Source organism: Vreelandella olivaria (assembly GCF_023507745.1).
GTDB classification, from domain to species: Bacteria; Pseudomonadota; Gammaproteobacteria; order Pseudomonadales; family Halomonadaceae; genus Vreelandella; species Vreelandella olivaria_A.
In genome coordinates, this window is sequence record NZ_JALPZO010000074.1 from 1 (window position 1) to 615 (window position 615).

A 615-nucleotide genomic window follows, 5' to 3' on the forward strand; every position below is an offset into this window, starting at 1 on the left:
CTGTCTCAATTTCCGCATACGCCGTTAGCGTTACGACCACGCCTTCGAACTCATAGCGCTTCTGCCGCTCGCCCTCCTGCATGCGCATAGCCCAGCACCATGAGGTATGCAGCGAGCCACTGGCACCAGCCCTGGCACTGAACACCCACATCTGGGCATCGATTTCGATGGCGATCTCGGCCTTACCGTTGATCCTGAACTCACCGCCAAACTGCTGCTGAATACCGGCCCAGGCCATGTCCATATCGCCATTGGCAGGAATCGCGATGCGCGCACCACTGTCAATCGTGTGGGTCAGACTGCCGGTGGCGGCCATTTCCAGGTAGGCATCCAGAGTGGCGGAAAGATGTTCCCCCGCGGCCATTTGTTCCCGAGCCGCACGGATGGCACTCGCCCCAGGGCCGCTAAAGGCCAGAGCCAATGCGTCGATAAAGTCGAGTTTGCCGGACACCCCCATGCTGAGGGTGGAGGTCAGGCGACCGATGGCTAGCTGTAAATCCGGCGTGCCGCTGAGGGCGGTCAGTTCGACGCCCTTCGGTTCGAAGGTCAGCGATTTGCTGAGCTGTATGCCGGAGGCGTACTGGGTGCGATCCCGCCTTGGCCGTTCCCGGTGGT

1 protein-coding gene is annotated in these 615 nt (G+C 61.3%); it reads right to left on the reverse strand.

What is annotated here, in order from left to right:
* Positions 1-615: hypothetical protein (locus HP566_RS06725; RefSeq protein WP_249976499.1), on the reverse strand; the 615-nt coding region annotated here is incomplete at both ends.